This window comes from Proteus sp. G2300 (assembly GCF_009915965.1).
GTDB classification, from domain to species: Bacteria; Pseudomonadota; Gammaproteobacteria; order Enterobacterales; family Enterobacteriaceae; genus Proteus; species Proteus vulgaris.
Genome location: NZ_JAABNK010000023.1, coordinates 220,928 through 245,650 on the forward strand (window position 1 = coordinate 220,928; position 24,723 = coordinate 245,650).

At 38.1% G+C, this 24,723-nt stretch carries 25 protein-coding genes; 10 read left to right on the top strand and 15 right to left on the bottom strand.

Annotated elements, in window-relative coordinates:
* Positions 1-4: 4 nt before the first annotated feature.
* Complete coding sequence (gene znuA, locus GWI97_RS12490) at positions 5-949, bottom strand: zinc ABC transporter substrate-binding protein ZnuA (protein ID WP_036936649.1); 945 nt, start codon at positions 947-949, stop codon at positions 5-7.
* 74 nt (positions 950-1,023) lie between these two features.
* Between znuA and znuC the strand changes: the two genes are divergently transcribed.
* Positions 1,024-1,749 (top strand): zinc ABC transporter ATP-binding protein ZnuC, encoded by a 726-nt coding sequence (gene znuC / locus GWI97_RS12495; protein ID WP_036936646.1) that lies wholly within the window; start codon positions 1,024-1,026, stop codon positions 1,747-1,749.
* Positions 1,742-2,527, top strand: a complete 786-nt coding sequence (gene znuB / locus GWI97_RS12500) for a zinc ABC transporter permease subunit ZnuB (RefSeq protein ID WP_036936643.1) — start codon at positions 1,742-1,744, stop codon at positions 2,525-2,527. Before znuC ends, znuB begins: the two co-directional genes overlap by 8 nt.
* Before the next feature lie 98 nt (positions 2,528-2,625).
* On the opposite strand, the gene GWI97_RS12505 is transcribed toward znuB, so the two are convergent.
* The 7 genes from GWI97_RS12505 to aspS all read right to left on the bottom strand — a co-directional run bounded on the left by GWI97_RS12505 (position 2,626) and on the right by aspS (position 8,544).
* Positions 2,626-3,105: a macro domain-containing protein gene (locus GWI97_RS12505; RefSeq protein ID WP_036936640.1), complete on the bottom strand. Its 480-nt coding sequence runs from the start codon at positions 3,103-3,105 to the stop codon at positions 2,626-2,628.
* Between the two features lie 37 nt (positions 3,106-3,142).
* Positions 3,143-4,153 carry a Holliday junction branch migration DNA helicase RuvB gene (gene ruvB, locus GWI97_RS12510; RefSeq protein WP_036936637.1) on the bottom strand — a complete coding sequence of 337 codons (1,011 nt, stop codon included), beginning with the start codon at positions 4,151-4,153 and terminating at the stop codon, positions 3,143-3,145.
* Between the two features lie 12 nt (positions 4,154-4,165).
* Positions 4,166-4,786 (bottom strand): Holliday junction branch migration protein RuvA, encoded by a 621-nt coding sequence (gene ruvA / locus GWI97_RS12515; RefSeq protein WP_036936635.1) that lies wholly within the window; start codon positions 4,784-4,786, stop codon positions 4,166-4,168.
* Positions 4,787-4,889: 103 nt separating this feature from the next.
* The gene (gene ruvC / locus GWI97_RS12520; RefSeq protein ID WP_006536599.1) at positions 4,890-5,411 is read right to left on the bottom strand and encodes a crossover junction endodeoxyribonuclease RuvC; all 522 of its coding nucleotides are present in this window, start codon (positions 5,409-5,411) and stop codon (positions 4,890-4,892) included.
* A gap of 126 nt (positions 5,412-5,537) precedes the next feature.
* Positions 5,538-6,293 (bottom strand): YebC/PmpR family DNA-binding transcriptional regulator, encoded by a 756-nt coding sequence (locus tag GWI97_RS12525; RefSeq protein ID WP_036936630.1) that lies wholly within the window; start codon positions 6,291-6,293, stop codon positions 5,538-5,540.
* A gap of 28 nt (positions 6,294-6,321) precedes the next feature.
* On the bottom strand, positions 6,322-6,756 hold the full coding sequence (nudB, locus tag GWI97_RS12530; protein WP_036936628.1) for a dihydroneopterin triphosphate diphosphatase: 435 nt from the start codon (positions 6,754-6,756) through the stop codon (positions 6,322-6,324).
* Positions 6,757-6,759: 3 nt separating this feature from the next.
* Positions 6,760-8,544: an aspartate--tRNA ligase gene (gene aspS, locus GWI97_RS12535; protein WP_036936626.1), complete on the bottom strand. Its 1,785-nt coding sequence runs from the start codon at positions 8,542-8,544 to the stop codon at positions 6,760-6,762.
* Positions 8,545-8,810: 266 nt separating this feature from the next.
* On the opposite strand from aspS, the gene GWI97_RS12540 reads away from it, so the two are divergent.
* From GWI97_RS12540 to GWI97_RS12560, 5 genes are all read left to right on the top strand, one after another.
* Positions 8,811-9,209, top strand: coding sequence for an MAPEG family protein (locus tag GWI97_RS12540; RefSeq protein ID WP_161752009.1), 399 nt, complete (start codon positions 8,811-8,813; stop codon positions 9,207-9,209).
* Positions 9,210-9,395: 186 nt separating this feature from the next.
* A complete protein-coding gene (gene cmoA, locus GWI97_RS12545) occupies positions 9,396-10,148 on the top strand; it encodes a carboxy-S-adenosyl-L-methionine synthase CmoA (protein WP_036936621.1) in 753 nt (250 codons plus the stop codon).
* Positions 10,148-11,122, top strand: a complete 975-nt coding sequence (gene cmoB / locus GWI97_RS12550; protein ID WP_036936619.1) for a tRNA 5-methoxyuridine(34)/uridine 5-oxyacetic acid(34) synthase CmoB — start codon at positions 10,148-10,150, stop codon at positions 11,120-11,122. The genes cmoA and cmoB overlap by 1 nt, the downstream gene beginning before the upstream one ends.
* Positions 11,123-11,247: 125 nt before the next feature.
* Entirely contained in the window at positions 11,248-12,033 is a 786-nt protein-coding gene (locus GWI97_RS12555) for a hypothetical protein (protein WP_087802342.1), read from the top strand.
* Positions 12,034-12,287: 254 nt separating this feature from the next.
* Entirely contained in the window at positions 12,288-13,862 is a 1,575-nt protein-coding gene (locus GWI97_RS12560) for an ATP-binding cassette domain-containing protein (RefSeq protein WP_161752010.1), read from the top strand.
* A 60-nt stretch (positions 13,863-13,922) separates the two neighbouring features.
* Here GWI97_RS12560 and cutC read toward each other — a convergent pair whose 3' ends face one another.
* Both cutC and GWI97_RS12570 read right to left on the bottom strand, forming a co-directional pair.
* Positions 13,923-14,675: a copper homeostasis protein CutC gene (gene cutC / locus GWI97_RS12565; RefSeq protein WP_036936614.1), complete on the bottom strand. Its 753-nt coding sequence runs from the start codon at positions 14,673-14,675 to the stop codon at positions 13,923-13,925.
* 154 nt (positions 14,676-14,829) lie between these two features.
* Complete coding sequence (locus tag GWI97_RS12570; protein WP_036936612.1) at positions 14,830-15,384, bottom strand: VOC family protein; 555 nt, start codon at positions 15,382-15,384, stop codon at positions 14,830-14,832.
* Between the two features lie 172 nt (positions 15,385-15,556).
* Between GWI97_RS12570 and argS the strand changes: the two genes are divergently transcribed.
* A complete protein-coding gene (argS, locus tag GWI97_RS12575; RefSeq protein ID WP_036936610.1) occupies positions 15,557-17,287 on the top strand; it encodes an arginine--tRNA ligase in 1,731 nt (576 codons plus the stop codon).
* A gap of 135 nt (positions 17,288-17,422) precedes the next feature.
* Here argS and GWI97_RS12580 read toward each other — a convergent pair whose 3' ends face one another.
* The 3 genes from GWI97_RS12580 to rimJ form a co-directional block, all read right to left on the bottom strand.
* On the bottom strand, positions 17,423-17,695 hold the full coding sequence (locus GWI97_RS12580) for a hypothetical protein (RefSeq protein ID WP_036936608.1): 273 nt from the start codon (positions 17,693-17,695) through the stop codon (positions 17,423-17,425).
* Positions 17,696-18,722: 1,027 nt separating this feature from the next.
* Positions 18,723-20,261: a murein biosynthesis integral membrane protein MurJ gene (murJ, locus tag GWI97_RS12585; RefSeq protein WP_036936606.1), complete on the bottom strand. Its 1,539-nt coding sequence runs from the start codon at positions 20,259-20,261 to the stop codon at positions 18,723-18,725.
* A gap of 243 nt (positions 20,262-20,504) precedes the next feature.
* The gene (gene rimJ / locus GWI97_RS12590; protein WP_087802336.1) at positions 20,505-21,086 is read right to left on the bottom strand and encodes a ribosomal protein S5-alanine N-acetyltransferase; all 582 of its coding nucleotides are present in this window, start codon (positions 21,084-21,086) and stop codon (positions 20,505-20,507) included.
* Positions 21,087-21,282: 196 nt separating this feature from the next.
* Here rimJ and mdtH point away from each other — a divergent pair, with 196 nt between their 5' ends.
* Together mdtH and GWI97_RS12600 are read left to right on the top strand one after the other, a co-directional pair.
* Positions 21,283-22,485 (top strand): multidrug efflux MFS transporter MdtH, encoded by a 1,203-nt coding sequence (gene mdtH, locus GWI97_RS12595; RefSeq protein WP_115370920.1) that lies wholly within the window; start codon positions 21,283-21,285, stop codon positions 22,483-22,485.
* 42 nt (positions 22,486-22,527) lie between these two features.
* Positions 22,528-23,082, top strand: coding sequence for a lipoprotein (locus GWI97_RS12600; RefSeq protein WP_036936599.1), 555 nt, complete (start codon positions 22,528-22,530; stop codon positions 23,080-23,082).
* Positions 23,083-23,191: 109 nt separating this feature from the next.
* On the opposite strand, the gene GWI97_RS12605 is transcribed toward GWI97_RS12600, so the two are convergent.
* On the bottom strand, positions 23,192-23,764 hold the full coding sequence (locus tag GWI97_RS12605; protein ID WP_036936595.1) for a TorD/DmsD family molecular chaperone: 573 nt from the start codon (positions 23,762-23,764) through the stop codon (positions 23,192-23,194).
* A gap of 234 nt (positions 23,765-23,998) precedes the next feature.
* The gene (locus GWI97_RS12610) at positions 23,999-24,607 is read right to left on the bottom strand and encodes a 2OG-Fe(II) oxygenase (protein WP_036936592.1); all 609 of its coding nucleotides are present in this window, start codon (positions 24,605-24,607) and stop codon (positions 23,999-24,001) included.
* Positions 24,608-24,723: the final 116 nt, after the last annotated feature.

Sequence of the window (24,723 nt, forward strand, 5' to 3'; positions counted from 1 at the left end):
TTCCTTATTGTGTTTCATTCAGGCAGCTCGCATATTGGTTAGCTAGTTGGGTAAGGAATTTTACATAGCTCTCTTGAGTCAGAGAAATCCCACTTCCTAGGGGGTCTAATACACCCATTTTAACCCCAGTGCCTTTTGCCACTGTTTCTATTACTGTCGGCCTGAATTGCGGCTCAGCAAAAATGCAAGTTGCTTTTTGCTCAACCAACTGTGTTCGTATTTGATGTAATTTCTGCGCGCCTGGCTGTATTTCAGGGTTGATAGTAAAATGACCTAACGGCTTTAAATTATAATGTTTTTCGAAGTAGCCATAAGCATCATGAAAGACAAAATAACCCTTACTTTTCACAGGCGACAGAATATTAACAAGATTTTTATCAGTTTGCTTGAGTTGTTCGCTGAATTTACCTAGGTTTACGTCCAGAAGTTCTTTTTTATCTGGATAAAGCGCAATTAACCTTTCATGGATCTGTTTTGCAGACGACAACGCAATTTCTGGTGATAACCAGATGTGCATATTATAATCACCGTGAGAATGATGTTCGTGATTTTCCTCATGTTTATGCACATTGTCATCATCATCTTTCAATAAAAGCGACTTTATTTCGTCAGTTTCCGCTAAAGCCAACTTATGATTGTCTGTAAGTCTGTTTAATGGCCTATCTAAAAACACTTCCATATCAGGCCCAACCCATACCATTAGGTCTGCTGAAGTGATTTTTTTCAAATCAGACGGTTTTAACGCATAATCATGTGGAGATGCCCCATCCGGCAATAAAACTTCCGTTGGTGTCACTCCATCAGCGATAGCAGCGGCAATAAACCCGATAGGCCGAATTGAAACCACCACATCAGCCTGAACAGAAGCGCTGAATGAGCTTATCATCGCTGTCGCTAAAAATGATTTCAATAAAAAACGATGCGCAAATTTGTTGTTTTTATGTAACATAGGAAGAATTCTCGTGAATTACCATTGGAAATGTTATATTATAACGTTTCAATGATTCTGCAAGTGCTAATTTTATGTCTGACTTGATTTGTTTAAAATCGGTTTCTGTTTCTTTTGGTGAAAGAGAAATTTTAAAAGATATCTCTTTTGATTTAAAAGCAGGCCGTATTCTTACTTTACTTGGCCCTAATGGTGCGGGTAAATCCACGGTTATCCGTTTAGTTCTTGGGTTATTAAATCCAACATCAGGAAAAGTAGAACGCCATAATACGTTACGTATTGGCTATGTTCCTCAAAAGCTTTATCTCGATCCTACCATGCCATTAACTGTTAAGCGCTTTATGACGCTAAAACCCGGTGTACGAGATAAAGATATTCTCCCTGCCCTAGAGCGTGTTAATGCGGCTAAATTAATCAATCAGCCAATGCAAAAACTGTCTGGTGGTGAATCTCAGCGTGTGTTATTAGCAAGAGCCTTACTTAATCAACCTCAACTTTTAGTCTTAGATGAACCAACCCAAGGTGTTGATGTTAATGGTCAACTCGCTCTTTATGATTTAATTAATCAACTTCGTAATGAATTAGGTTGCGCCATTTTAATGGTTTCTCATGATCTTCATTTGGTAATGGCAAAAACAGACGAAGTGCTCTGTTTAAATGGTCATATTTGCTGTTCAGGCACACCGGATGTCGTTTCTTCTCACCCAGAATTTATTGCCATGTTTGGTAGTCGTGGGGCGGAACAACTTGGTATTTATCGCCATCATCATCAACACAATAAGGAGTGTCGTCATGATTGAGTTGCTGTTGCCGGGCTGGATTGCCGGTATGCTCTTAGCAATGGCGGCGGGCCCTTTAGGCTCTTTTGTCGTTTGGCGTCGCATGTCTTATTTCGGAGATACGTTAGCACACGCCTCATTACTTGGTGTTGCTTTTGGTTTGTTATTTAATATCGAACCATTCTATGCGGTGATTGCTGTTACGTTAATTTTAGCTATTTTATTAGTGTGGTTAGAACTAAAACCACAGCTTTCCGTCGATACTCTTTTAGGGATCATGGCACACAGTGCGCTTTCTTTGGGACTTGTCGTTGTCAGTTTAATGTCCAATGTCCGTGTTGATTTAATGGCATATCTGTTTGGTGACTTGCTCTCTGTAAACTATCAAGATGTCATCAGTATTTTTATTGGCGTTGTGATTGTCTTGTTTGTGATCATTCGTTCATGGCGCCCTCTACTTTCCATGACCATTAATCAAGATATGGCCTTTGTCGATGGTGTAAATATTCAACGTGAACGTTTGAAACTGATGATGATCACTGCGCTAACCATTGGTTTAGCCATGAAGTTTGTTGGAGCATTAATTATCACCTCACTGCTGATTATCCCTGCAGCAACGGCACGGCGTTTTGCTCGCTCACCAGAACAGATGGCCGTGATTGCAATCATCGTTGGTATGTTAGCAATTACAGGCGGTTTAACCTTCTCTGCGTTTTATGACACCCCCGCAGGCCCTTCAGTGGTATTAGTAGCAAGCTGTTTATTTATTTTGAGTTTGTTCGTACCTGCTAAACAGTAATTATTTCCAACACGTTAGATAAACAATCCCCCCCAACAACACTATATTGTTGGGGGGGATTGTTATCTTTTGTCTATGGAATATCTAAGAAATTGATATCACTCTTTTTCACTTAATTCTGTTTCGCCTATAGGACCATAAATTAGCACATGAACATCCGTTAAGGGTTCCATTGCATTTTTGATTTTTTCATATACAACAGACCACTCTAAGCCACCTAATCCCGCCCCTAATGGTGGAATAGCAATAGATTTAATATTGCGCTGTTTGATTTCATTAACCAGTGTAATTAACCCTGCTTCAATATCTTCAATACAACTGGTATTCCGCCAGTGTCGTTTGGTTGGAAAATTGATAATAAAACGAGGATTAGCTGCCTTTTGTATCTCATAAATAAACATTACACCCGGTGTAAGTTCTTTGTTTTTGCATGCTAAAGCATAGGCGTTAAAATTATCTGGCCATGCTTTTTTAAATTGTAAGGCAATACCACGTCCCATTACACCAACACAATTAACAGCATTTACAATTGCCTCAGTATTTGCATGTAAGAGGTTGCCTCGGGTGAGTTCTATCATTTAAATCGTCTCCAACGTCGTCATACTGATATAAAGATTAAGGTTCTTCTACAATACGATTAAAATGACGATAGGCATGATTAGTGGCAACACGACCTCGTGGTGTACGCTGAATAAATCCTTGTTGGATTAAATAAGGCTCTAACACATCTTCTATGGTTTCCCGCTCTTCACCAATGGCGGCCGCTAGGTTATCTAAACCCACAGGTCCCCCCATAAATTTATCAATAATAGCGAAAAGTAATTTACGGTCTAAATAGTCAAAACCGGCCGCATCCACATTTAGCATGTCCAGTGCTTTAGAGGCGGTATCCTCATCAATGGCACCGTTACCTTTTACCTGTGCAAAGTCTCGTACACGTCGTAATAATCGGTTAGTAATACGTGGAGTGCCTCGTGAACGCATAGCAATTTGACGTGCACCTTCATCTGTCATCTCTAATCCCATAAAACTGGCACTACGAGAGACAATATGTTGGAGATCATCAACATTGTAAAACTCAAGACGTTGCACAATACCAAAGCGATCACGCAAAGGGGATGTTAAAGAGCCAGCCCTTGTGGTGGCGCCCACTAAGGTGAATGGTGGTAGATCTATTTTAATTGAGCGAGCTGCTGGCCCTTCACCAATCATAATATCAAGCTGATAATCTTCCATTGCAGGATAAAGAATTTCTTCAACCACGGGAGAAAGGCGATGGATTTCATCAATAAACAATACATCATGAGGCTCAAGGTTAGTAAGCATCGCGGCTAAATCACCCGCTTTTTCAAGTACAGGGCCTGATGTCGTACGTAAATTAACCCCCATTTCATTTGCAATGATATTTGCTAATGTGGTTTTACCCAATCCAGGCGGGCCAAAGATAAGTAAATGATCGAGCGCATCCTGACGTAATTTAGCTGCCTGAATAAAAATCTCCATTTGTTCACGAACTTGTGGTTGCCCAACATATTCGGCAAGAGATTTAGGGCGAATCGCCCTATCTATTATTTCTTCTTCAGGTTGTTGAATTTCTGCTGAAATCAGGCGATCTGCTTCAATCACAATGTATTACTCCTAAATAGCCGCACGCAATGCTTCTTTAATAAGCGTTTCACTATCTGTACCCAGTTTTGCTACTTTGCTGATCATTTTTGCTGCTTCTTGTGGTTTATAGCCTAATGCGATTAATGCAGCGGAAGCTTCAGCTTCAATATCAGCCGCTTTTGGTACTTTAGGTGAAGCACTTTCTGGTAATTCAATCTCACTATTTTCGAATAAATCACCATTAAGGCCTTTGAAGCGGTCTTTCATTTCAACCACTAAGCGTTCTGCTGTTTTCTTACCCACACCAGGTAATTTCACTAATGAAGTGATAGATTCATTTTCAATCGCAGTTACAAATTGGCGAGCAGACATACCTGATAAAATGGCTAGCGCAAGTTTAGGTCCGACACCATTCACTTTAATTAATTCACGAAAAAGTGCGCGTTCTTGTTTTTGGTTAAAACCATAAAGTAATTGTGCATCTTCACGTACAATAAATTGCGTGTAGATAATGGCTTCTTGGCCAATATCAGGCAATTCATAAAAACAGGTCATTGGCATATTGATTTCATACCCAACACCATTACCTGCTTCGATCAGCACCACTGGTGGCTGTTTTTCAAGAATAATTCCTCTGATACGACCTATCACCCTAACGCCTCCGCAAAAATAATTACGTCAAGTTTATAACATAAAAAAAGCTGGACGTATATCCAGCTCGTGAAAAACCAAAGACATTTACTAATATAGCCACTTATCTTAACCGCCCTCTCGTTAAAACCAGACGAGGATCACCCACTCGTAATAAATTTTGGTTAAAGTGGCAATGAGTGATAGCAATCGCCAACGCATCGGCGGCATCCGATTGAGGTGCAGCTGATAATTTTAATATTGATCGCACCATATGTTGTACTTGGCTTTTTTCAGCAGCCCCCGTCCCTACAACTGTTTGTTTGACTTGGCGAGCAGCATATTCAAAAACAGGAAGATCGTTATTGACTGCAGCAAGTATCGCAACACCTCGCGCTTGCCCCAGTTTTAATGCTGAATCGGCATTTTTTGCCATAAACACTTGCTCAACGGCAAACACATCCGGCGAAAATTGTGTGATAATTTCGCTAACACCAGCATAAATACGCTTAAGTCGATTAGGAAGGTCGGGAACTTGTGTACGGATACAACCACTTCCCAAGTAAATAAGTTGGCGCCCTTGCTGTCGAATTACACCGTAACCTGTAACACGAGATCCTGGGTCTATACCTAAAATGATAGCCATATCAATTCCTGTTGCCGATATGGTCGGATGGCGAGAGAAAAGAGCAAGGAAACCTGCTCTGCTCTTCTCTTCGCACTTTTGAATAACAGCAATTAATACTGTTATTTTCGATAATCGTAAGAACGATTACAGGATATCTTCTAGTTGTTTTGCAACTTCATCAGAGATATCACCGTTGTGATACACTTCTTGCACGTCATCACTGTCTTCTAACATATCGATAAGACGCATTAATTTTGGTGCAGTTTCAATATCTAATTCTGCTTTTGTCGATGGGATCATGGACACTTCGGCAGCTTCAGCAACGAAACCAGCCGCATCCATTGCATCTTTCACTTCACCAAAAGATTCTGGTGTTGTGTAAACATCAATAGCACCATCATCATAAGTTTCAACATCATCAGCGCCTGCTTCTAATGCAGCTTCCATAACAGCATCTTCATCGACACCAGGAGCATAAGAAATCACCCCTTTTTTGGTAAATAGATAAGATACAGAACCATCGGTTCCTAAGTTACCACCTGTTTTGGTAAATGCATGGCGAACATCGGAAACAGTACGATTACGATTATCACTTAAACACTCAACCATGACAGCAGTACCACCCGGGCCGTAACCTTCATAGATGATAGTTTCCATATTATCATTTTCATCATTTCCCGCACCGCGTGCAATTGCACGGTTTAATGTGTCACGAGTCATGTTGTTTGATAATGCTTTATCAACTGCCGCACGTAAGCGCGGGTTAGTTGCAGGATCACCACCACCTAAACGTGCTGCTGTAACTAATTCACGGATGATTTTAGTGAAAATTTTACCGCGTTTCGCATCTTGCGCTGCTTTACGGTGTTTTGTATTGGCCCATTTACTATGACCTGCCATGAAAATATCTCCAAACGTGGTCTAATCATTAAATAACAAATTCTTCAATCGCTTGCTGATTACTAGCAGATTTTGTTAGTTTTGCCGCTAGTGGCGCGTCTAGCCATTGGTATTGCGAATGCTCTGTTAGCATAATTTCTCGCTCTGCTGGAAGCGCTAACGTAAACCAATGTTCCTGACAATGTGTCACATTGGGTGCATAACGATGTCGAAAATGTGCAAATATCTCAAAGAGAATCGAGCGATGGCAATCCACCAGCTCAAGATTTTCACCTATGATATCAATTCCCACTTCTTCTTGCACTTCACGCAATGCCGTTTGAAAAGGCATTTCCCCCTCTTCTAAACTACCTGTCACTGATTGCCAGAAATCAGGATCATCTCGACGCTTCAGCATAAGCACCCGTTTGGTCTCTTTTGCATAAATAACAACTAAAACGGATATCGGGCGCTTATATTTCATTATTTACTCTTTATCTTCGCTAACTTCTTTTTGAGTAACTGCAATTGCTAACTCTTTTAAAGCATCTTCATTCGCAAAGCTTGGTGCATTAGTCATTAAACACGCGGCTGCGGTTGTTTTAGGAAATGCAATAACATCACGAATATTATCAGTACCTGTTAACAGCATTACTAAACGGTCTAAACCGAAGGCTAAGCCCGCATGTGGTGGTGTACCAAATTTCAATGCATCTAATAAGAAACCAAATTTCTCTTGTTGCTCATCAGGCGAAATTCCTAAAATGCTAAATACCGCTTGTTGCATTTCATTACGGTGAATACGCACTGAACCGCCACCCACTTCATAACCGTTAATAACCATATCATACGCATTTGCGACTGCTCCCACAGGGTGTGCTGTCAACTCAACAGGTGATAAGTCTTTTGGTGAAGTAAATGGATGGTGCATTGCGCTTAATTCCCCAGTCTCTTCATCTTCTTCAAACATAGGGAAGTCAATAACCCATAAGGGTTTCCATGCATTTAAATCTGTCAGTTCAAGGTCACGACCGACTTTCAAACGCAGAGCCCCCATTGCATCACTCATTGTGCCTTTACGACCCGCACCAAAGAAAATTAAATCGCCATCAGTTGCACCTGTGGTTTCTAAGAGACTATTAACAACATCGTTAGTCAGGAATTTAGCAATTGGGCTTTGTACACCTTCAATACCTTTTGCACTTTCATTGACCTTCATCCACGCAAGGCCTTTAGCACCGTAAATACTGACAAATTGTGTATATTCATCAATGTTTTTACGAGTTAATGATGCTCCACCTGGCACACGCAGTGCGATAACACGGCATTTTTCATCATTTGCTGCTTGTGCAAATACACTGAACTCTACATCTTTGACTAAATCAGCAATGTCTTTGAGTTCCATTGGATTACGTAAATCTGGTTTGTCTGAACCATAGCGACGCATTGCTTCTGCAAAGGTCATGACAGGGAATGCCCCTAAATCGACATCAAGAATATCTAACCATAATGCATGGATCATACGCTCCATCACTTCGCGTACTTGATCTGCACTCATGAAAGAGGTTTCAACATCGATTTGTGTAAATTCAGGTTGACGATCGGCACGTAAGTCTTCATCACGGAAGCATTTTACGATTTGATAGTAACGATCAAAGCCCGACATCATTAACAGCTGTTTAAACAGCTGTGGTGATTGTGGTAATGCGTAAAATTTACCTTTATGAACACGGCTTGGCACTAAATAGTCACGCGCACCTTCAGGTGTTGCTTTTGTCAGCATTGGGGTTTCAACATCAATGAAACCTTCGCCATCCATAAAACGACGAACAAAGCTTGTTATTTTAGCGCGGGTTTTTAAGCGATCAGACATTTCAGGGCGACGCAGGTCTAAATAACGATAAGTTAAACGACGCTCTTCACTATTTGTTTGATTACTATCTAACGGTAATGGCTCTGAACGGTTAAAAATAGACAGAGATTCTGCCGCTAACTCAACTTCCCCTGTTGCCATATTTTTATTAACTTGGCTATCAGGACGAGCGCGTACTGTTCCTGTGACTTGAATACAAAATTCATTACGCAGTTCTGATGCCTGAGAAAATGCCTCTTTCTGCTCTGGGTCAAAGAAGACTTGAACAATACCTTCGCGATCTCGCATATCTATAAAGATAAGTCCACCTAAATCACGGCGACGATTAACCCAACCACAAAGAGTCACTTTTTGGCCCACATGGGCGCTATTCAACTGCCCACAATAATTAGTACGCATACAATATCCTTTTACTCAGCTTGTTGTGCTTTCTGCTGCGGAAATTTTGGCAATAGTCTTTTTCGAGTAGTGTCAAAAAAAAGGCAGACATTATAACGAAAATTCTTCCTGGAGATAAGAGTATAGACCTAGTTTATATGATACATCTTTTCAAGGATTTGCTAATCCCCAAACAATTAATTAATAATAATTATTTATAGCGACAGATGTCGCTTTGAGGTTTATCATTAAATTCGCCGTTTTTTGGCTTTGGCAATGGAGAAAAGATGGTTAGCTCGCTTTATATCGTACTGGGCGCACTGTTATTGATTAAATTGTCCCTCAATGTCGTAAAACTCAGAACACAATATCGGGTTGCTTATGGTGATGGTGACTTTTATGAATTACAAACTGCCATCCGTGTTCACGGTAATGCGGTAGAATATATTCCTATTTCCATGGTTTTATTACTGGTCATGGAAATGAATGGAGCTTTTGTTTGGATGGTGCACATCTGTGGTTCAATTTTAATCGTCGGTCGCTTTTTACATTCATATGGATTAAAACACCGTGAACTTCGCTGGCGTCGTTCAGGCATGGCTGCCACTTATTTATCAATGTTATTGATGATCATTGCTAATATTTATTTCCTGCCTTGGATACAAATCTTTTCCTTTTATTACTAAGTCCTTTAGGAATAATATGATCATCCATGATCAAAACCGACATCCTTGCTGTTGTGTCTAATAACGGCAAGGGATCAAAAAGGTTTATTTATTTTTTCCAATTTCTTTCTAAAGAATGCAACTTTGTGAGCACCGTCGCTTCTGGTAGAATGCTCACTTCTTTTATTCCTAAAACCTATTTTAGTTATGTCGAATTCAAAATCATCACAACAAGACAGCTTATTTGCGACCCCTATTGCTAACCTGGGTGACTGGCGCTTTGATGAAAAAGTCGCTGAAGTGTTTCCTGATATGATAAAACGCTCTGTACCTGGTTACTCTAATATCATCTCTATGATTGGTATGCTTGCAGGTCGCTTTGTTACCCCCAATAGCCAAGTCTATGATTTAGGCTGCTCTTTAGGTGCGGCCACGCTTTCCATGCGTCGTAATATTGATGTTGCGGGTTGCAAAATTATTGGTGTGGATAATTCACCCGCCATGGTAGAACGCTGTCAACGCCATATTGATGCTTATAAAGCGGATACACCCGTCGATATTATTGAAGGTGATATTCTTGATATCGACATTAATAATGCCTCAATGGTCGTGCTTAACTTCACCTTACAATTCTTAGCGCCAAGCGATCGCCAAATATTATTAAACCGCATTTACCAAGGCCTAAATCCCGGTGGCGTGTTAGTACTTTCTGAAAAATTCAGTTTTGAAGATAAAAAAATTGGTGAATTACTGTTTAATATGCACCATGATTTTAAACGTGCTAACGGTTACAGCGAATTAGAAATCAGCCAAAAACGTAGTATGTTAGAAAATGTCATGCTAACAGACTCGGTTGAAACGCATAAAGCTCGCTTACATAATGCAGGTTTTCCACATGCAGAAGTTTGGTTCCAATGTTTTAATTTCGGCTCGCTTTTAGCGATTAAAGGCAATAACTAATGATTAATTTTGGCTCGTTCTATCAACTTATTGCGCAAGATGAGCGCTTATTTCATTGGTTAGATACATTACCAGCTCAATTATCAGAATGGCGCTCAAATGCGTTACATGGTCACTTTTCCTCATGGGAAAGAATGCTCGATGGTTTGCCAGACATTACCCCTACTGAACTTGATTTAAAAAATGGCGTGATTGCCAATAGAACGCCCGCATTAAGTGCTGGTGAACAACTGGGTTTGAACAATATTCTGAAGTCTTTAATGCCATGGCGAAAAGGCCCTTTCTCCCTTTATGGGGTCGATATTGATACAGAATGGCGCTCAGATTGGAAATGGGATCGTGTTTTGCCTCACCTTTCGCCTCTTGAAGGTCGTTTGGTGTTGGATGTCGGTTGTGGCAGTGGCTATCACATGTGGCGAATGTTAGGTGAAGGGGCTGAATGTGTTGTGGGGATCGATCCCACTCAACTCTTTTTATGTCAATTTGAAGCCGTCAGAAAATTATTAGGAAATGATCAACGTGCACATTTAATTCCTATTGGCATTGAACAGATGCCAGAATTAAAAGCCTTCGATACCGTATTCTCAATGGGAGTGCTTTATCATCGTCGTTCACCACTGGATCATCTATGGCAATTAAAGAATCAATTGGTTTCAGGCGGTGAATTAGTATTAGAAAGCCTCGTTGTTGATGGTGATGAATTTCAATGCCTGATCCCTGGTGAACGTTATGCACAAATGCGTAATGTGTACTTTATCCCGTCGGCAAAAATGCTAAAAGTTTGGTTAGAAAAATGTGGTTTTAAAAATGTACACATTGTCGATGAAAATACAACCTCTCTGGATGAGCAACGTAAAACAGATTGGATGATAACAGATTCATTAGACGCATTCTTAGATGCGAATGATAAAACAAAAACAGTTGAGGGTTATCCTGCGCCTAAACGAGCAATATTAATTGCAACTAAGCCTTAAATTTTTATTTGGATCTAAGGGGATATCAAGTTATTAAATATCCCTTTATTTCATAAAATGGATCCTATTTTTATTAAAAATATCTTACACGCCCCTTTATTTGCAGATGAACGATTAAAGAAATTATGGCGAAAACACCAAAGAGCAAAGTGGCTATTCAAAAGAAAATAACACAAAAAAAACAACACACCCTTTTACAAAAGAATAAGCATCAACAATACGATGTTCCTCTTTTCTCATCCTTTGTAGAAACAACATCAGCAAAACATCTGCCACTGACGCCATTACAACGTGGAGTACAAATCTTTTTTTCATTATTTGACTATGCCACGCAACTTTTATATATCGCTTTTATTATTACCGTATGGTGGTTTCCTGAACATTTTTCAGTTCAAACAATTTATAACCTAACCGTTTTATTCTTATTTGAATTTATTCTCGTGCATTCAGGTGTGTTTATGGCAGCCTTTGGTCGTACTAAACTTGTTTTTGCTCTTATTCCATTTTATGGAATATTTGCTCTTATTATCAATAGTATGATTATGGGGGATGAAAATCTGATTATTTGGCTCTATGTAGTAATTGTTGCAAATCGAATTATCAGTGGTTATCAAGTGAAAACAAAAGAAGAAATGGGGAAAAATTTATTCTATTCTGCACTATTAGTTTTAAATTTTATGCTATGCCTTTTTTCCGTCATGATTTTTCAATTTTTAGTCCCTTATGGTGGATTAACACCCGAATATTTAGACAATATTAATTATCTTTATTTAATTCCACAGCATAGTGATTATTTTAATGTTCCACATATTGGTATGGCTTACGGCACTCTATTTTATGGTATCCCTTTAGCTTGCATAACCTATATTAATATATCATCGATTTATAAACGGATAATGTTAGAAAAATAAAAACTACTCACAGCGTGCCTTATTCGACACTTGTTGTTCATCTTTATTCATGCTTTAATACAGAAGTTATCACCCCCCTATTATTTCTCTTTTTAAGAAGGCACATCCCTACGATGAACTAAATTCTGCCAGAAAATATTTCAAATACTATTTTGGATATTCATTCTCTGTTACTGGCAGACAATAATTTATTTCGTCGCATCAAGAAGAAGATTTCTGCTGTCTGCCGCCTATTTCGCTTAGGAGGTATTACTATGGCAATAGCCTGTCACTTTTCACAACTTACTATAGAATTTAATCAAGAACCTCTTTTCTCGCGATTAACTCGCGCATTAGCTTGTCAGCAAAATGCATTAATCGGCTATAACGGTAAAGGTAAATCCGTATTATTAAAATTATTAGCAAAAAAAATAACGCCATCATCTGGGCTAATTAATTGGAATATCCCTTTTATATATGTTGACCAATTCACACGACTTCAAGGCAATACAGTTGCTGAAGCATTGGATATAAATGAAATTTATCAAGCCTTCCAACGCGTTGATACAGGGACTGCAACATTAAAAGACATTGAATTACTTGATGGCAAATGGCAACTCCCTGTTACTTGGCAAAATTTATTAGATTCAGCACAGCTTGCTGTCGCACTTGATACCCCCATTGTGCATTTAAGTGGAGGAGAACAAACGCGCTTGGCACTTTGCCACGCATTTTTACAAACAGATTGCTTTCTCTTATTAGATGAACCCGATAATCATCTCGATTATCAAGGGCAACAGTGGCTAATAAAACAATTAGCAAAACATAAATCAGGATCACTTATCGTAAGCCATAATCGAAAATTACTCACTTATACAGACACTATTTTAGAGTTAAGTGAAAAAGGTTTATCTGAATATGGTGGAAATTATGCTTTATATGAAACACAAAAAAGTGCAGAAATCGCATTTTTAGACACGACCAGTGAACGATTAAATAGTCAGATTAAAAATGAAAAGCGCCAACAACAAGCCACATTACAAAAAGCTATACAACGTAGACATCAAGGGGAGTCAATCAGACAAAGTGGCTCCCAGTGCTTACTTTTGCTGGATATGCAGAAAAACAGAGCAGAACAACGACAATCTGCTGTAGCAAAACGCCATCAGCGTGTAATAGAAGAGATGCAGTCTCAAAAACAAGGTATTGATGAAGAAAAGTCACATATCCATCAACAAAAAATCACGTTGAATTATCAAAGTGAAGGCCATCGCTTAAATGTGTTTGTTGATAATCTTCAACTTCCCTATGGCTACCCACACCCTATTTCATTTTCAGCTTATAGTAATGAACATTGGCACATTAAAGGTAAAAATGGGTGCGGAAAATCAACATTATTGAAATGTTTGATCCAGCAATTTGCTCCACTCTCTGGTGAGTTTCGTCTAAATCAAGGCTATTGTTATCTCGATCAACACCTTACTTTACTTGATAAAACATTGCCTGTTGCACAAGCGTTACATCAGTATCAACCTGCCATTTCTATCGAACAATGGCGAACTCGACTGGGGATGTTGAGAATTAGAGGTAATAAATCTTTACTACCACTTGAAAAACTAAGTGGTGGAGAACAATTAAAAGCAACATTATTGGCTTTAACACATAGTCCAAAACCCCCCGCGATCTTATTGCTTGATGAACCTGATAATCATCTTGATATTGAGTCCAAACAACTATTAGAGAATTTATTAGTTGAATATCAAGGTACATTGTTATTGGTTTCTCACGATGAAGTCTTTGTTGAACACTGTGGTATAACACATACCTTGGTATTAGACGATATTGCATAAAAAACTGCGCTATAAAAGGCGCAGTTCTAAAATCGCTCACTAACGTTAATTTAATTAAAATTAAGAAGCTAATGGCGTATGAATACTCATAATATCTTTCATCGCTTCAACGGTATCTTCATCTACACAATAATGTGTGAATTCATCAACCTCGCTATCAGAGCTCATTGTTACACCTGCTTTACGATAAATCATGGTTGAAGGTGCCACTTTTCCTGCTGAACTGTGTATTTCTTTTAATCCTACATCTAGGAATTTTTGGATATTACTGAGCCTTACGCCAGCACCAGCCATAATTATAGGGCCTTGTGATTTTTCATTTAATGTACGTAATAAAGGTAAACCTAATTCCGCATTCGCTTGTTGGCCTGAAGTTAAAATACGAGAAACACCTAACTGTGTCAGTTGTTCTAACCCCAATAAGGGGTTAACACACATATCAAAAGCGCGATGAAAAGTAATGGCTAAAGGGCCAGCAAGCTCCATTAAAATATCCATTTTAGGCAAATCAATATGCCCTTCTTCATTTAAAAGACCAACAACCGCACCTGGAAATCCCATATCACGGATAAGACTAATATCATTTTTCATAGCTGAAAAATCAGCTTGTGTGTAACAAAAATCCCCACCTCGAGGGCGAACAATAGGATGAACGGGAATACGAACCAGATCTCTGACTTGTCTTAGCATCCCAAAACTTGGCGTAATGCCACCTTCTGAAGGACTCGTGCATAGCTCAATTCTATCTGCACCTGCTCGTTCTGCCACTAGCGCACATTCTGCGCCAAAACAACAAATCTCCAACGTAGCCATATCATCCCTCTTTATCCTTAATACAGAAAGTAATCAGAAAATAAATATCATTTCTTAGCGATTACTAACAATAGTTGTCGAATATCGTTATTCATTCAATTCTGCTATCAGAATTTTGTGCTGACACAAGCAAACTATTTTCTGAAAGTGTCGCTCAACACTCACTTTCTACGATTTCAAGTAACGAATAAGGATGATACTTTACTGTCACTTTCCCGTTAGAAATAGCTACCGTTGGATTAGGCAACCGTTCTTTCTCACCTTTAGGTTCACTGATTTTTAAGCTAACACTCTCAGGTAACGTTTGGGGTAAAAAAGACATGACTTTATTCACTAAATCTGCGGGCTCGACGGGGATCACTTGCTCAATATGTTCCCAACCTTGGTATTCATATATTTTATGTGTAGGGAATGGTAATTCAACAATAGAAACCGCTTGATTTAAAACCGTTAATGGCGTGTCTAATTGAAAAAGATAAATTGGGCGCCCATTAATAACATTATCAGAAATACACTTTCCACATAGACTAAGCCCTTTTCGCCACTGCTCAGCCAACGTTAAATCGTGACAACGTAACGAAATATGATCCGTAAGATAATATGTAAAATTTAAACCTAACTGATTAGCAAGCTGTGTCATTTTTTCTTCAAACAGAGGAAGCGCGTGAGTTAAATCATTTAATTGAGGGATTGAAGAAAATAACGCCATGTTGAATAACCTTAATGAAAAAACAGAGAAAAAACCTTAAAGATAAGGCGCAGATAGTAGCATGTTCTAGCCGGAATATGTTATAAATTCAAGGTTAATCCTAATTCTTTATAATAAACCTGTCAGGCTTTTGTCGTCAGGTTTTATTTTCTCAATAATTTAAGGTAACCCGGTGAATATTCAGGCTTTTCTTTCAGAAAAAATCAGTGTGGCAATGTGTGCTGCTGGCGCACCCGCTGATAGCGAACCTCTTGTCCGTCAGTCAGCCAAAGTACAATTTGGTGACTATCAGGCAAATGGTGTCATGGGAGCAGCAAAGAAAATGGGGATCCCACCCCGACAACTCGCAGAAAAAATTCTGGAACAGCTTGATATTACAGGTATTGCAGATAAAGTTGAAATTGCAGGTCCTGGCTTTATCAATATCTTCTTATCTCCGCAATGGGTTGCTAAACAAGCTGAAAACGCATTAGTCGATGAACATCTGAATGTAACACCTGTTGCACCTCAAACTATTGTTATCGACTATTCATCACCAAACGTTGCAAAACAAATGCATGTTGGCCACTTACGCTCCACCATTATTGGTGATGCAAGTGCACGTACTTTATCTTTCTTAGGTCATAACGTTATTCGTGCTAATCACCTCGGTGATTGGGGTACACAATTTGGTATGTTAATTGCGTACTTAGAGAAAAAACAAAACGAAAATGCCGCAGATATGGCATTATCTGATCTCGAAGAATTCTATCGTGAAGCAAAAAAATGTTATGACGAAGATGAAGTCTTCGCCGAGCGTGCACGTAATTACGTTGTAAAATTACAAGGTGGTGATGAGTATTGTCGTACAATGTGGCGCAAACTTGTTGATATCACTATGCAACAAAACCAAGTGACTTATCAGCGTCTTAATGTCACGCTAACTGAAGATGACATCATGGGTGAAAGCCTTTATAACCCGATGTTGCCTGGCATTGTCGCTGACCTAAAAGCAAAAGGCCTTGCTGTAGAAAGTGAGGGGGCAACGGTTGTTTTCCTGGATGAGTATAAAAACAAGGAAGGCGAACCTATGGGTGTTATCGTTCAGAAAAAAGACGGTGGCTACCTTTATACAACAACGGATATTGCTTGTGCTAAATATCGTCACGAACACCTACATGCTGACCGCGTGCTCTATTATATCGACTCTCGCCAACATCAACATTTAATGCAAGCGTGGACTATTGTCCGTAAAGCAGGTTACATCCCTGATTCAATGTCACTTGAACACCATATGTTCGGTATGATGTTAGGTAAAGATGGTCGCCCATTTAAAACACGTTCTGGTGGTACTATCCGTTTAACGGATTTACTCGATGAGGCACAAGAAAGAGCACGTACATTAATCGCTGAAAAAAATCCAGATATGGATCAAGACGAGTTAAATAATGTTGCTCGTGTTGTCGGTATTGGTGCTGTAAAATACGCTGACTTATCTAAAAACCGTACAACAGATTACATCTTTGATTGGGATCTGATGTTAAGTTTTGAAGGTAATACCGCACCTTATATGCAATATGCTTATACTCGCGTTGCCTCAATCTTCAAACGCGCAGAAATTGATGAGAACACATTAACGCAACCTATCGAGTTAACACAATCTCATGAAAAACAACTTGCACTGCGTTTAGTGCAATTTGATGAGACTATCATGCAAGTTGCTCGCGAAGGAACACCTCATGTGATGTGTGCTTATCTCTACGATCTGGCACAAACCTTCTCGGGTTTTTATGAAAACTGCCCTATCTTATCTGCTGAAGATGAAAGCATTCGCCAAAGTCGCCTAAAACTGGCTCGCTTGACGGCAAGAACATTAAAGCAAGGTTTAGATACATTAGGAATTGAAACAGTTGATAGAATGTAATTAGCTCAATATGCAAATGACATAGACAGAAAACCGATGGCATTAACCATCGGTTTTTTTATCTATTACTCTTAATTCAATATCGTCAAAAACCACTTCTAACAATCACTCAATAAACTTCCAATGCTATTTAGTCTAATCTTCATTAGCAGTTATAACATCCTGACACAATAGCCCTCTGATATCTTTTACCTCAATCCAACCATCAACGCTATCTATTGGTTTGCTTGGGCTATAAAGGCGATCGTTGACATCTTTAGCCGTAAATGACAGCTGTTCATTTGTCTTGTCAAATACCCCCACACAATTAACTGGCGTTAATTTTGAGGTATTAAATTTCCCGTCAGCAGTACAACCAGCAAGAAATAACGTAGCTAATGACACAGAGATGATAATGGCTTTTTTCATAGTAGATCCTTGACACTCTTTTATTTTTATTCTTACTAAAAAATCAACTAATTGATTGTTCAGTCGTCTTTAAACTTGGAATATCTAATCGTTTATAACTACTTTGAGTATAACGAACAAACGAAGAAATATTTGAGTTATTGAGCTATCAATGAAAAAAATAAGAACGGTGGCGAAGGATTTGAAAAGAGAGGGAAAAACAGAAAACAATGGCGGACAAATGAAAGCAATAATTAGTGTACCATACCGAATTACCAGTAATCTAATTGTCTATTAATAATAGATTTAGCATTAATTTCATTATTCACACGACCTATTGTTTACTGCTTATCCCCAGCAATCGTATTACCTATTTGAAGCGCAGACAAAATAGATATGATCACTTTCAGTAGTACTGAACGATAACAAGCAAATAACTTTACAGTCACGGTTAATCTACCTGAATAAAGAAATAATAATATGTCTTAAATCAAAAAAATCAAATATTTTAAAATATACTGCAATATTTTGAAATATTTGTAATATCTCATCATTTAGTAAGAAATATTTAACAGATGTGTCATTTTTTAAACCTAGACAACACCAGAGAGTTTATCTAAAAAAAGATAATTCGTCAAACCGTAAGTACTTAGAATATAGCGTCTATTTTTTTACTTTATGTAGAATCTCACCATTGATCAACAAATTGTCTAAAGATATTCGATATGATTAATGATTAGAATAATTTATGAATATTTCTTAAAAAACACATGTTAATGCCGAAAAACTGTATAAATCATTCAGAAATTGGAAAAAAAATTTAATAAAAAAAATAATGAAGAAAAAAAATTTCTGCGTTTTTTATTCTATTTTTCTTTTTAGACGGCATAAAGCCAATCTAACTAAATGCCAAAAGTGTGATCAATGTTGCATTATAAATAGTCTAGAAATAGAGAAAGGATCTAAATGAGAGGAATAACACTGATAAAAATATTGTTAATTTAATCTCCCCGCTTTTATCCCAAAAGCGAGGAGTCTATCTTATGAGTTATAAAGCAGCACGTAATGAAAAATGTCGAGGTCTAAAACCTAATATATACAAGGCAACAAAATAACTACCAGCCCCGACTACAACGACCAGTAATAGACGTAAAATACGCATTAGCATACTTCCCACATCCCAGCTTGGCATAACCCATAACATGCCAACTAAAACAGCTCCCATAACCACCAGCGCAACCGCTAGTTTTAATAAAAATACAGGCCACCCCGCCAAAGGTTGATAAATATTTTTCTTACGGATTTGCCAAAACAGCATCGCAGCATTAAAACAGGCGGCAATACCGATTGAAAGCGCAAGACCAACATGTTTTAGGCTACCAATAAATGCAAGATTCATTAATTGTGTCAGTATTAATGTTGCAATAGCAATTTTTACTGGTGTTTTAATATCCTGACGAGAATAGAAACCTGGCGCTAGGATTTTTATGATAATAAGCCCCATCAGCCCAACACAGTAAGCAATTAACGCCTGTTGTGTCATTAACGCATCGTGAGCTTTAAAATTTCCGTACTGAAATAAAGACGCTGTTAACGGCCCAGATAATACAGCTAAACCAATAGTACAAGGCAAGGCTAATAAAAAGCACAATCTTAACCCCCAATCCATCAGCTTTCTATATTCTTCAGTATTCCCACTAGCAAAGCTCTTTGATAATGAAGGAAGTAAAATAGTTCCCAATGCAACCCCTAAGACGCCTGTAGGTAACTCCATTAATCGGTCTGCATAATACATCCATGAAACGGAGCCTGAAACTAAAAAAGAGGCAAAAATTGTATTGATAATTAGGGAAATTTGGCTAACTGAAACACCCAAAATAGCTGGCCCCATTAATTTTAAAACACGCCAGACTCCGCTGTTTTTAAATGAGACTCGAGGTAGTACAAGCATACCGATTTTTTTCAAATGTGGTAATTGATAACCAAGTTGTAATATCCCACCAGCAACAACCGCCCATGCCAATGCCATAATGGGGGGATTACAATAAGGAGCAACAACCAAAGCAAAAAAGATCATGCTGATATTGAGTAAAGTGGGTGCAAAAGCAGGTACTGAAAAACGGTTCCAGGTATTTAGAATTGAACCCGTTAAAGAAGCCAATGAAATAAGAAAAATATAAGGGAACGTTATTCGCAATAAATCAGTCGTAAGTTGAAACTTATCTGGTGAGTTACTAAAACCTGGCGCTGTGACATAAATAACCCATGGTGCAGCGACAATACCAATCAACGTAACAATCGCAAGGATCAACGTCAGCATACCTGAAACATAAGCAATAAAAGTACGTGTTGCTTCATCGCCCTGCTGATTTTTATATTCTGCTAATATCGGAACAAAAGCTTGAGAAAATGCGCCTTCAGCAAAAATACGGCGAAGTAAATTTGGTAATTTAAACGCAACAAAAAAAGCATCTGTTGCCATACCTGCGCCAAAAATACGCGCAATGATTGCATCACGAATAAATCCTAAGACCCGTGAAAACATAGTCATAGAACTCACCGCAGCAAGTGATTTAAGTAAATTCATAAAATCATTCTAATTTTTGTTGAATGGAATAAAAAGAAAGGGACTATACTCCGTCTCTAACATCGAAAAATCAATCTTCAATTCGCTAGGAATAAGCTGACTCTGTTTATTTTTACCCAGCCAAACAATAAAAAAACACCTATTCTTAACGCTTCGTGCGTATCTTTCTCAACATCATTTCCAGCATAAGAAGTTAGAAAGATAATTATCAACAATACTTTTCTGTTATTACGATCAATATATTTAACGTTTAAAATAGCTTCGCGTTGTTAATGCAGTCAGTACGTGATCTCGCCATTCTTGATTAATTTGCAGGTAGTTTTTGGCGTACCCTTCTCGTTCAAAGCCATGTTTGGCCAATAAATTTCCACTACGTAAATTATGAGGCATATAATTCGCCATAATTCGATGCATACCCTGTTGTCTTTGCATATAACGGAGTGTTTCCGTTAAAGCTTCAGACATATACCCTTGCCCTTGCCATTTTTCACCGACTGAATATCCCAAAAAACAGGCATTAAAAGCGCCACGCATAACATTACTGTAATTAGCAACACCAATAATTTCATCTTCTTTCTGCGTTAATAACAGAAAATGAAAAGCGCTTTCTTGCCGGTGTAATTCATTCATATATTGTAAACGATGTTCCCAACCAGAAGGTAAATAGTGTGTTTTATCTCTTAATGGTTCCCAGGGAATTAAAAAACGACGATTTAATGTATAATAATTAGCCAATCTTTCTGCATCTCGTTCGTATGCTAAACGAATGATCATTCTTTGTGTTTCAAAACGAATTTTAGGAATTCCACCACGATAACCAAACATTACGATCTCATTATCCTTTGATATAAATAAGCCTAATTCTGAAGCAACTCTTCTTATTCTGCCACTAACCTTAATAAAAAAATATCATCTTTAATTTACTAGGAATTATGCACATTTAGAGACAGAATAGTCGAAGAAATAAATTATTTCATTCCCCCCTTATTTATTTAAATTATTTGCTTATTGATGGTGAGTAATGGCACTGGTAACACAAGCCCGTACCTTGGGTAAATACTTCCTCCTAATTGACAATATGTTAGTTGTCTTAGGCTTTTTTGTCGTTTTTCCACTTATTTCCATTCGTTTCGTCGAACAATTGGGTTGGGCTGGTGTTATTGTTGGTTTTGCGTTAGGGCTTAGGCAATTAGTTCAACAAGGTCTAGGTATTTTTGGTGGCGCTATTGCGGACCGATTTGGTGCAAAACCAATGATAATAACAGGAATGTTATTACGCGCTTTAGGTTTTGCTTTAATGGCAATGGCAGACCAACCTTGGATACTTTGGTTATCTTGCATTTTATCCGCATTAGGGGGAACACTATTTGACCCGCCTCGCACCGCACTGGTTATTAAATTAACCCGTCCTTATGAACGTGGTCGTTTTTATTCTTTATTATTAATGCAAGATAGTGCCGGTGCTGTTATTGGTGCGCTTATTGGTAGTTGGTTATTACTATATGATTTTCATTTAGTATGCTGGGTTGGCGCAGGTGTTTTTGTTATCGCCGCTTTATTTAACGCTTGGCTATTACCTGCCTACCGTATATCTACCACCAAAACACCAATTAAAGAAGGATTAAATCGTGTATTCCTGGATAAACGCTTTGTCAGTTATGTCTTAACGTTAACAGGCTATTTTGTCTTATCTGTTCAAGTTATGCTGATGTTCCCTATTATCGTCAACGATATTGCTGGCACACCGACTGCTGTAAAATGGATGTATGCCATTGAAGCCTTACTTTCTTTAACGTTGCTTTATCCTATTGCTCGCTGGAGTGAGAAACGCTTCAAATTAGAACAACGTTTAATGGCGGGTTTATTTTTAATGAGCATCAGCATGTTCCCTGTTGGTATGATCCACTCATTACAAGGTATTTTTCTAATTATTGGTTTATTCTATCTCGGTACTATTACCGCAGAGCCTGCGCGTGAAACGTTAAGTGCATCACTTGCCGATCCTCGGGCTCGTGGCAGTTATATGGGATTTAGTCGATTAGGTTTAGCTTTTGGTGGTGCCATTGGATATACAGGCGGTGGATGGATGTATGACTTAGGTAATCAATTCAATATGCCTGAATTACCTTGGTTTTTACTAGGAACGGTTGGTTTCATAACACTTTATGCACTACACCGCCAATTTAATCGTAAAAAAATAGAAACAGCCATGCTTACTCCCTAAAGATCAGGTAAACTCTTAATTATCAGTGATCAAGGAGTGTTTATGAAAGCTATTTTTCTAACAACCATGTTCGTATTAACAAGCTTAGTCACAGGTTGTGATCAGCTAAAACAATTTGATGTAAGTGAAAACCTCATTAATGACTATATCAGTCAAAAAACAAATTTTCAGAAACATATAGGTGAAGATGACGTTGTATCTGCTGATATTAAATTAAGCAATCTTACTATTCAAATTGGCCGTACTGAGCCGGGTAAAATTAACCTTTCTGGTACAGCCGACCTAAAAATTAACTCATTCTTTGGTAAAACCAGTGCCAAAGTTGATCTTATATTATCAGGTCAACCCTCTTATCAAGCAGATCAAGGGGCGATATATATAAAATCAATGACTATTGATAACTACAAAGTATCACCAGAAAAAATGGATGCGGTAGTTGTGGCACTAAAACCTTATTTAGATACAACAATCACAACTTACTTTGATAATCAACCTGTTTATGTTCTTGACCCAGAAAAAAATAGTGCCGAAGCTGCAGCGTTTAAACTAGCTAAAGGGATTGAAGTTAAGCCAGGTAAATTCGTGATCCAACTCTAATAGTTACGTGAGTTGATTAAAAATATTTATCGTCATTAACGAGAAAGGCAAACCTAATGGTTTGCCTTTTTTATGAATAGTAAAATACCATTACAAAGAAAGTATGATATTACTCTGATTCAGCCTCTTCGCTCTCGGCATCATCAGAGAGTTCTTCACGTAATGCTGATAATGCGCCCCGTGCAATACCTGCTAAGGTACGATAAAAGCCACTTGTTGCATGAGCTTCAACCTTCCCTAAGAAGATCCCAGCCCAAGGCAATAGATACTCATCAAATAGTTGTATTTGAGCTAATAATTCATCTTGTGCCGAATTATCCTCAAGCCAGGAGGCTGCAAGTAATAAAGCACCAAAGCTATCTGTGGCACTTTCACTAACAGGCATGCCTCTTGCGACTAAGAACTGACGAATATCGTCTTCTTTGATCTCTCCATAATCATGAGCATAAATAGACACCGCAGGAACTTTGTTGCCAAAAAGAGATTGATAATCTGCTTCAACGGTAGTCAAATCTTTAACACTATTTTTTAGTGTATTAAATAACTCGTCTTGTTCCAGAGGCCATAATTGGGTCAATTTCCCTTCAGCAATCATTTTAATAATTGGCGCTAAAATAGGGTCATTGGGGGATCTTTGAAATAATGTGCCTAACAGTCGGCAAACTATTGAGAATTCGTTCATTGTATTTTTATCCTAAAAAGTTTCGGGTTATTGTGCTTTTAACGATAAAAAAATCAACTTTTTTCTTTTTTATGGTTATTCACTTAATCTTAAAACAGAAAAAGCGCGCTCTTAATAATTAAGCTTTTACTTAATATAAGAAACGCGCCTCATCCCATGCCACTTATCTTTTAAAGCAATTTTATAAAAAACAATAAAAATCACTTTATGACAACAGCATTTTAATTACATTAGTTAACTTGCTATATCAAGAAAATTATCCCTGACACCATTTACACGAAACCAACCTGCAATACTTATTCTCTCTTTATAAGTAGGAAGTACTTCATGAGGAAATTGTTCTGAAAGGAAAACAACTAAACGTCCACCTTTAGGAGCAACTGTTGCAAGTTCATTATCGTCTAAATCATAAATAACTAATTCGCCACCGTCTTCTTTTGTCCAATCCTCATTAAGATATAATACAGTCGTTAAGCGTCGAGTAACATTTTCTCTAAAAGCATCAAGATGCTTTTTATAAAAAGCCCCTTTTTCATAACAAGCAAAATGCGCTTCATATTCAAAAAGCCCTAGAAAAAACTCACGATTTACAGCTCGTTGAATAGACGCCATCTGCGTTAAATAATGCTGAACAGGTATCCCCATATTAGGTTCTAGCCAGCTTATTTTATCACTGCGTATTGTCGTCTCTGCTTGTCGATTTTCATGACGACCTATACGTGCTTGTTGAGCATTATCACCAAAACAAGCTCGCAATTGTTGAACAGCTTCTGGTGTGAGGAAGTCATCCCACACACACCATCCTTTCTCTGCTATTTGCTCAAGAAGTTCTGCTATATTCATTAAGTATATTGTCTGATAAACATGGGAAACAACTTTATATCACCAAGACAAGTGAAATTGCAATTTAATAAACTTATCTTTTCGATAATATTCATTAATTAGAGATAAATTCCACA

Excerpts from the sequence above, each read along its gene's own strand:
- znuA (WP_036936649.1), bottom strand. The coding sequence starts at position 949 with ATGTTACATAAAAACAACAAATTTGCGCATCGTTTTTTATTGAAATCA.
- znuC (WP_036936646.1), top strand. The coding sequence starts at position 1,024 with ATGTCTGACTTGATTTGTTTAAAATCGGTTTCTGTTTCTTTTGGTGAA.
- znuB (WP_036936643.1), top strand. The coding sequence starts at position 1,742 with ATGATTGAGTTGCTGTTGCCGGGCTGGATTGCCGGTATGCTCTTAGCA.
- GWI97_RS12505 (WP_036936640.1), bottom strand. The coding sequence starts at position 3,105 with ATGATAGAACTCACCCGAGGCAACCTCTTACATGCAAATACTGAGGCA.
- ruvC (WP_006536599.1), bottom strand. The coding sequence starts at position 5,411 with ATGGCTATCATTTTAGGTATAGACCCAGGATCTCGTGTTACAGGTTAC.
- GWI97_RS12525 (WP_036936630.1), bottom strand. The coding sequence starts at position 6,293 with ATGGCAGGTCATAGTAAATGGGCCAATACAAAACACCGTAAAGCAGCG.
- nudB (WP_036936628.1), bottom strand. The coding sequence starts at position 6,756 with ATGAAATATAAGCGCCCGATATCCGTTTTAGTTGTTATTTATGCAAAA.
- aspS (WP_036936626.1), bottom strand. The coding sequence starts at position 8,544 with ATGCGTACTAATTATTGTGGGCAGTTGAATAGCGCCCATGTGGGCCAA.
- GWI97_RS12540 (WP_161752009.1), top strand. The coding sequence starts at position 8,811 with ATGGTTAGCTCGCTTTATATCGTACTGGGCGCACTGTTATTGATTAAA.
- cmoA (WP_036936621.1), top strand. The coding sequence starts at position 9,396 with ATGTCGAATTCAAAATCATCACAACAAGACAGCTTATTTGCGACCCCT.
- cmoB (WP_036936619.1), top strand. The coding sequence starts at position 10,148 with ATGATTAATTTTGGCTCGTTCTATCAACTTATTGCGCAAGATGAGCGC.
- GWI97_RS12555 (WP_087802342.1), top strand. The coding sequence starts at position 11,248 with ATGGCGAAAACACCAAAGAGCAAAGTGGCTATTCAAAAGAAAATAACA.
- GWI97_RS12560 (WP_161752010.1), top strand. The coding sequence starts at position 12,288 with ATGGCAATAGCCTGTCACTTTTCACAACTTACTATAGAATTTAATCAA.
- cutC (WP_036936614.1), bottom strand. The coding sequence starts at position 14,675 with ATGGCTACGTTGGAGATTTGTTGTTTTGGCGCAGAATGTGCGCTAGTG.
- GWI97_RS12570 (WP_036936612.1), bottom strand. The coding sequence starts at position 15,384 with ATGGCGTTATTTTCTTCAATCCCTCAATTAAATGATTTAACTCACGCG.
- GWI97_RS12580 (WP_036936608.1), bottom strand. The coding sequence starts at position 17,695 with ATGAAAAAAGCCATTATCATCTCTGTGTCATTAGCTACGTTATTTCTT.
- murJ (WP_036936606.1), bottom strand. The coding sequence starts at position 20,261 with ATGAATTTACTTAAATCACTTGCTGCGGTGAGTTCTATGACTATGTTT.
- rimJ (WP_087802336.1), bottom strand. The coding sequence starts at position 21,086 with ATGTTTGGTTATCGTGGTGGAATTCCTAAAATTCGTTTTGAAACACAA.
- mdtH (WP_115370920.1), top strand. The coding sequence starts at position 21,283 with ATGGCACTGGTAACACAAGCCCGTACCTTGGGTAAATACTTCCTCCTA.
- GWI97_RS12600 (WP_036936599.1), top strand. The coding sequence starts at position 22,528 with ATGAAAGCTATTTTTCTAACAACCATGTTCGTATTAACAAGCTTAGTC.
- GWI97_RS12605 (WP_036936595.1), bottom strand. The coding sequence starts at position 23,764 with ATGAACGAATTCTCAATAGTTTGCCGACTGTTAGGCACATTATTTCAA.
- GWI97_RS12610 (WP_036936592.1), bottom strand. The coding sequence starts at position 24,607 with ATGAATATAGCAGAACTTCTTGAGCAAATAGCAGAGAAAGGATGGTGT.